This is a genomic window from Nocardia carnea, assembly GCF_029869215.1.
GTDB lineage: Bacteria > Actinomycetota > Actinomycetes > Mycobacteriales > Mycobacteriaceae > Nocardia > Nocardia carnea_B.
The window spans coordinates 1-6,153 of the sequence record NZ_JARWPM010000333.1 but is presented as its reverse complement, the minus strand read 5'-3'; the positions used below and the strand labels follow the sequence as shown (position 1 = coordinate 6,153).

Sequence of the window (6,153 nt, the reverse complement as noted above, 5' to 3'; positions counted from 1 at the left end):
CCCCCCCCCCCCCCCCCCCCCCCCCCCCCCCCCCCCCCCCCCCCCCCCCCCCCCCCCCCCCCCCCCCGCCCCCCCCCCCCCCCCCCCCCCCCCCCCCCCCCGCCGCGGCTCCCGGGCGCGGTGAGCGCCTATTCGCCGATGGAGAATCCCGCCTCGACATCGGCGCTGGAGTACGACTTGAACGCGATATGCGTAACGGTGCGCTGCACCCCGGGCACCTTGTCGATCCGCCCGGTGACCACGTCGGCGACCTGTTCGTGGTCGCGCACCCGAACCAGCGCGATCAGGTCGACATCGCCCGCACACGAATACACCTCGGTGACACCCTCGGTATCGGCCACGGCCTGCGCGGTCTCCGGAATACGCCCGTTGTCGGCCTGGATCAGAACGATCGCGGTAATCATGGGAACAGCCTAGGCACCCCGGACTCCCGCGTGGTGCGGCAGCGCCGCCCGGCGCAGTCGGGAAGCCGGCGCGCCCGGCCGGCTAGCCCCTTTCGTCGTCGTAGGACTGCGCGCCCCGTGCCGCGTCCGCGGCGGCGTCGGCGGTATCGGCCCAGGCGACCCAGCGGCCGGCGCCGTGTGCGGGTTCGGCATAGCCCTCGGTGGTGCGCACGATCCGGACGCCCGGGCGGGCCAGCCAGCGCGCGATCACCCCGGTCTCTTCGGGTGGTGCGCCCCGCAGCGGCGGGGGCTGGGGTCCCGAATCCAGGGCGAGTTCCGCGGGCCCGGCCGGCCCACCGGCGGGTTGCACGGTCTGCGCGGCGGCCACGATCCGTTCGACAACCGGCATGGGCGGTACTCTTCGCGCCGCGGTCCCCGCGCCGGCGAGGCGGCCGTAGCGGATCACCGCGAATTCCCAGCCGCCCGCGCCGTCCGGGTGGGCGGCGATCAGTTCCGGCAGCCGGGCCAGGGCGGCCAGCCGCTGGGTGCGGTGCAGGGCGCGGATCACGGCGGCGGCCCGGTCGCGTAGCCGAGCCGCCGATTCGTACTGTTCGGAGCTCGCGTATTTCTCGATCCGGGCCAGCATGAGCCGGATCGCCGCGTCGCCGGTACCGGTGAACAGCGCGCGGGCGGCCGCGGGCGCCACCGCGTAGGCGGTTGCCCCGACGGGGTTCTCGGTGGCGGCAGGGCAACCACCGACCGCTTCCGGCCGGCAGGTGTGGACCGCGGTGCGCGGCAACCGGGTGGTGCAGGTGCGCAGCCCGCAGTATTCGGCGAGGGTGGCGGCGATATCCGCGGCGGCGGCCCGGGTATGGAACGGGCCGACCGCCGGACCGGCCGGTTCGCGGACCAGCGTCAGCCGGGGAAACGCCTCCGCGGTGAGGGTGATCCACCAGACCCGTTTCGGGAACTTCGAACGCCGGTTGTAGGGCGGCGCGTGCGCGGCCAGCAGACGCAGTTCCCGGACCCCGGCCTCGAGCCCGTGCGCGCATTCCACATGATCGACCCGGGTGGCCAGCCGGACCATCTCCCGGATCCGGCCGCGGGTCTCCGATCCGGTGAAGTAACTGCGCACGCGGCGTCGCAGATTCACCGCGGTGCCTATATAGAGGACTTCGTCCGACGGGCCGCGGAACAGGTACACGCCGGGCGCGGCGGGCAGATCGACCGCCAACGCGCGTTTGGCACGCTGGCCGGCCGTCACCTCGGGCAGATAGTCGATCAGTTCGGTGAGGCTGTGCACGCCCTGATTGCCGACGCGGCCGATGAGCGCGTGCAGCACGTCCACCGTGGCGCGCGCATCGTCGAGCGCGCGATGGTTGGGCGTGGTGCTCGCGCCCAGCAGTTGCGCCAGGACACCGAGCCGTGCCGAGGGGGCCTCGTCCTTGCCGAGGACCCGCCGGGCGAGCCGCACCGTGCACACCACCTGCGGTCGCGGCCACGGGGTTTCGCAGCGGGCCGCCGCGGCCTTCAGGAATCCGATATCGAACCGGGCGTTGTGCGCGACCAGCACCGCCCCGGCCGCGAACTCCAGGAACCCCGGTAGTACGGCCTCGATGGGCGGCGCGACACGCACCATCGCCGTGGTGATGCCGGTGATCTGGACGACCGCGGGCGGGATGGACCGGCCGGGATCGACCAGGGTGGCGAATTCGCCGAGTACCTCGCCGCCGCGCACCTTGACCGCGCCGATCTCGGTGATCGCGTCCTCGGTGGGGCTGGTGCCGGTGGTTTCGAGATCGACGACCACGAAAGTGGTGTCGTAGAGCGGGGTGTCGAGCTGGTCGAACGCAAGCTGCTGGGCGCTCAGCGGCACGGGTTCGGGCACGGCGGCAGCGTACGGGCGGGGTCCGACAGATTCGCGATATCGGACCGTGATGAGCCGGGCCCGGCGCGACCGGAACCCCTCCATGTTCCCCCGCCCGCAGCCGATGACCACATGTATGTGCGCCAGCTCACATACGATGTGTATTTGCTATGCAATTGCCAAGATTTTCCTGAAATAGTCGGCCAACCCAAAACCGGTCCGGCCGAACCGGGCAAGTGGCCGAGCATGCCTCGAGCGCGCCAAAGTCACCGCCGCGACATCCGCCCGCTCGAGCAGCGGAAATCGGGCGGCAGAACGGGCGAGTTCCGGTGTAACGCCGGAAAATATGCGTCCCTGGCATACCCGGAGGTAACCCTGGCGCAACCGCATCAGCGAGTGTGATTCAGCTCGCACAATTTGCTACCGAAAAGCTGGGCGATTCACGCTTATCGGAGTCTCAGGCTTTACAAATGGCCGTGATCTGTTCGTAATCTTTTCGAGACCTCGCGGAGTTCGGCACACCACTGGCGGTGGGCCGGGCGGGGAGATCGGAAGGACCGCATCATGGCGTTCAACACCGTCAAGCGACAGGCGCGGCGGGCTGCCGCAACCGGAGCCGTCGGCGCTGCCACCCTGGGCGCGTTCCTGCTGCCCGCCGCCCCGGCGGCCGCCCAGCCGGTGACCATCCACGGCGTGGGGACCTTCGAGGTGCCCAACGAGATCCCGATCCCGGCGGGCATCCCCGGCATCGAGGCACCCAACTCCCCCGCCGCCCCGCCGCCCTTCGTGACACCCACGAAGACCGCCGGCGATCTGGCGCTCGACGCGGCGCTGTCCAAGGTCGGCGCCCCGTACGTCTACGGCGCCGCCGGCCCCGATGCCTTCGACTGCTCGGGCCTGGTGCAGTGGTCGTACAGACAGGCCGGGCTGGAGCTACCGCGCACCAGCGGCGCGCAGCTGGCGTCCGGCACCCCGGTATCGCTGGGCGAACTGCGCCCCGGCGATGTCGTCTCGTTCTACGGCGGCGGGCATTCGGGCCTGTACGCCGGCGACGGCAATGTCGTGCACGCGGCGACCTCCGGCACCCCGGTGCAGGTGGCGCCCATCTCGTCGATGCCGTTCGCGGGAGCGCGCCGCTACTGAGCCGGCGCCGGCCCCGTGGCGTCCGGTCCGGCACGAGCGAGTCATCCGACGACGTGACCGTAACGTGTCGTACTGGACAGTCCACGGGGCCGTCCGTAATCTAATCGAGACCTTCACCGGGTTCATCGCACGAGAGCGTCACAAGGAGAGCGGGGCACGGCAGGCCGTGGCAGTACATCATCGGAGTCACCGCATCCCCGGGCCGGACCGCCGGCCTGCCCGCACCGCCCTCGCGGCCGGACTCCTGGCAGCGGCCCTCTACGGCGGTGGCCCGGCCGGTGCCGATCCTGTCCCGGCGCCCGCGCCGGCCTCGGCGAGTGAAGCCGTCCAGCAGATGATCGATCTGTCCCGGCAGGCCGAACAGCTCAACCAGCAGGCGCTCACCGCACAGGCCGATCTCGACGCGAAACTGGCGCTCCAGCGCGATGCCGACGCCAAGGTCGCCGCGGCCACCGCCGCCGTCGACGCGGCCCGCAACGAGGTGGCCAAGTACCGGCCGATGATCGACCGCACCGCCATCGCCGCCTATCAGGGCGCGCGCACCAACCGGTTGTTCTCGGTGCTGGTCAGCGATTCCCCCCAGCAGCTGCTGGATCAGATGTCGACCCTGGACGTGGTCGCTACCCAGACCTCCGACCAGCTCAAACAGTACAAACGCGCCACCGACGCGGCGACCGCCGCGCAAACGGCCGCCCGTAACGCCGCCGACGCCGCCCGCATCGCCGCGGACCAGGCGAACGCCGTCCGGGCCGATGTGGGCCGTAAGCAGACCGATCTGCAGAATGCCGTCGCCCGGGTCATCGAGGTCTGGGGCACCCTGTCCACCGCGGACCGTACGGCCCTCGCCGGCTCCCCGTTCCCGCCCGGATTCGACCGCGACAGTCTGTTGCGGGATCTGGTGCCCGGCAGCGGTACCAGCGCGCTCGCCGCCGGACTCACCCGCGTGGGCGACCCCTACGTCTGGGGGGCCACCGGACCCGACCAGTTCGACTGCTCCGGGCTGGTGCAGTGGGCGTTCGCCCAGGTCGGCAAGCAGGTACCGCGCACCAGTTCGGCGCAGGCCGCCTACGGCACCCCGGTCGACCGGGCCGAGCTGCAACCCGGCGATGTCGTCTTCTTCTACGACGACATCTCCCATGTGGGTATCTATGCCGGTAACGGTCTCATGCTGCACGCTTCCACCTTCGGCGTCCCGGTGGCGGTCGCGCCGATGGACTCCACGCCCTACCATTCGGCCCGCCGCTACTGAGCCCCGGAGCGCCGCGGCGCCGCGATCGGCAATAGTGTGAGTCGTATGGCTCGAACTCTGCTGGTTACCAATGATTTCCCGCCGCGTCCGGGAGGTATCCAGTCGTATCTGCAGGCGCTGGCCGGACAGTTGCCGCCGGACGATCTGGTCGTCTACGCCCCCCGCTGGCGCGGTGACAGCCATCTCCGGTTCGACGCGAAACAGCCGTACCAGGTGGTGCGCCATCCCACCAGCCTCATGCTGCCCACTCCCGGGGTGCTGCGGCGCGCGCGCAAGATCCTGCGCGCCGAGGGCTGCGAAACGGTGTGGTTCGGCGCCGCCGCACCGCTGGCCCTGTTGTCGGCGCCACTGCGCCGGGCCGGCGCCGAACGGATCATCGCCAGTACGCACGGGCACGAGGTGGGCTGGTCGATGCTGCCGGCGGCGCGGCAGGCACTGCGGGTGATCGGCGAGAACACCGATGTCGTGACCTACGTCAGCAAATACACCCGCGGCCGGTTCGCGGCCGCCTTCGGGCCCGACGCCGCACTCGAACATCTGCCGCCCGGCGTGGACACCGAAAAGTTCCGCCCCGACCCCGCCGCCCGCGCGGAGCTGCGGAAACGCTACGGGCTCGGCGACCGGCCCACCATTCTCTGCCTGTCCCGGCTGGTCCCCCGCAAGGGCCAGGACGTTCTGCTGATCGCGATGCACTGGATCCGGGAACGCATCCCCGGCGCCGTCTTGGTGATCGCCGGCAGCGGGCCGTACGAGGACCGGTTGCGGGGCTTCGCCGAATCGCTCGGCCTCGCCGACGACGTCGTCTTCACCGGCCGCGTGGCCTCCGCCGAACTCGCCGCCCACCACACCATCGCCGATGTGTTCGCCATGCCGGCCCGTACCCGCGGCGCCGGACTCGACGTCGAAGGACTCGGCATCGTCTACCTCGAAGCCTCGGCGAGCGGCGTACCCGTCGTCGCGGGTATGTCGGGCGGCGCCCCGGAAACGGTGCGGGAAGGCGAAACCGGCCGTGTCGTCGACGGCCGCCGCGCCGACCTGGTGGCCGAAGCGATCGCCGATATCCTCGCCGACCGCGACCGCGCAGCCGCCATGGGCGCCGCCGGCCGCGCCTTCGTCGAACGCCAGTGGCGCTGGGACACCCTCGGCACCCGCCTCCGCGGATTCCTGTAGACCTTCGCCCAGCCCCGTTCGCGCCCTGCACGAACTCCGTGCGGACCTCTCCAGCAAATTCCGCGCGGCCCGTTCCGCGCTCCATGCGGCCCCACCCCGAACTGGACGCGGCCCCACCCCGAAGTCGGCGAAAATCCGAGTTCGGCGAATAATCCGGGCTCGGCCACAATCGGCCACCACCGCTGCGCCGAGTCCAGCGAGGCCCTTGGCGGGGGGGGGGGGGGGGGGGGGGGGGGGGGGGGGGGGGGGGGGGGGGGGGGGGGGGGGGGGGGGGGGGGGGGGGGGGGGGGGGGGGGGGGGGGGGGGGGGGGGGGGGGGGCGGGGGGGGCGGGGGGGGGGGG

5 protein-coding genes are annotated in these 6,153 nt (G+C 72.0%); 3 read left to right on the top strand and 2 right to left on the bottom strand.

The features are described from left to right. Nucleotides 1-128 precede the first annotated feature (128 nt). Together QH276_RS23285 and QH276_RS23280 are read right to left on the bottom strand one after the other, a co-directional pair. Nucleotides 129-404 (bottom strand): Lrp/AsnC family transcriptional regulator, encoded by a 276-nt coding sequence (locus QH276_RS23285; protein ID WP_280402716.1) that lies wholly within the window; start codon nt 402-404, stop codon nt 129-131. Between the two features lie 82 nt (nt 405-486). After that, nucleotides 487-2,271: a DEDD exonuclease domain-containing protein gene (locus QH276_RS23280; RefSeq protein ID WP_280402717.1), complete on the bottom strand. Its 1,785-nt coding sequence runs from the start codon at nt 2,269-2,271 to the stop codon at nt 487-489. A 543-nt stretch (nt 2,272-2,814) separates the two neighbouring features. On the opposite strand from QH276_RS23280, the gene QH276_RS23275 reads away from it, so the two are divergent. The 3 genes from QH276_RS23275 to QH276_RS23265 all read left to right on the top strand — a co-directional run bounded on the left by QH276_RS23275 (nt 2,815) and on the right by QH276_RS23265 (nt 5,812). Continuing rightward, nucleotides 2,815-3,393: a C40 family peptidase gene (locus QH276_RS23275; protein ID WP_280402718.1), complete on the top strand. Its 579-nt coding sequence runs from the start codon at nt 2,815-2,817 to the stop codon at nt 3,391-3,393. A 166-nt stretch (nt 3,394-3,559) separates the two neighbouring features. Continuing rightward, the gene (locus tag QH276_RS23270) at nt 3,560-4,642 is read left to right on the top strand and encodes an NlpC/P60 family protein (protein ID WP_280402719.1); all 1,083 of its coding nucleotides are present in this window, start codon (nt 3,560-3,562) and stop codon (nt 4,640-4,642) included. Between the two features lie 45 nt (nt 4,643-4,687). Further along, nucleotides 4,688-5,812: a glycosyltransferase family 4 protein gene (locus QH276_RS23265; protein WP_280402720.1), complete on the top strand. Its 1,125-nt coding sequence runs from the start codon at nt 4,688-4,690 to the stop codon at nt 5,810-5,812. Nucleotides 5,813-6,153 lie beyond the last annotated feature (341 nt).

What these genes read in the sequence shown, in the direction of transcription:
- QH276_RS23285 (WP_280402716.1), bottom strand. Translation starts at nt 404, where the DNA reads ATGATTACCGCGATCGTTCTGATCCAGGCCGACAACGGGCGTATTCCG.
- QH276_RS23275 (WP_280402718.1), top strand. Translation starts at nt 2,815, where the DNA reads ATGGCGTTCAACACCGTCAAGCGACAGGCGCGGCGGGCTGCCGCAACC.
- QH276_RS23265 (WP_280402720.1), top strand. Translation starts at nt 4,688, where the DNA reads ATGGCTCGAACTCTGCTGGTTACCAATGATTTCCCGCCGCGTCCGGGA.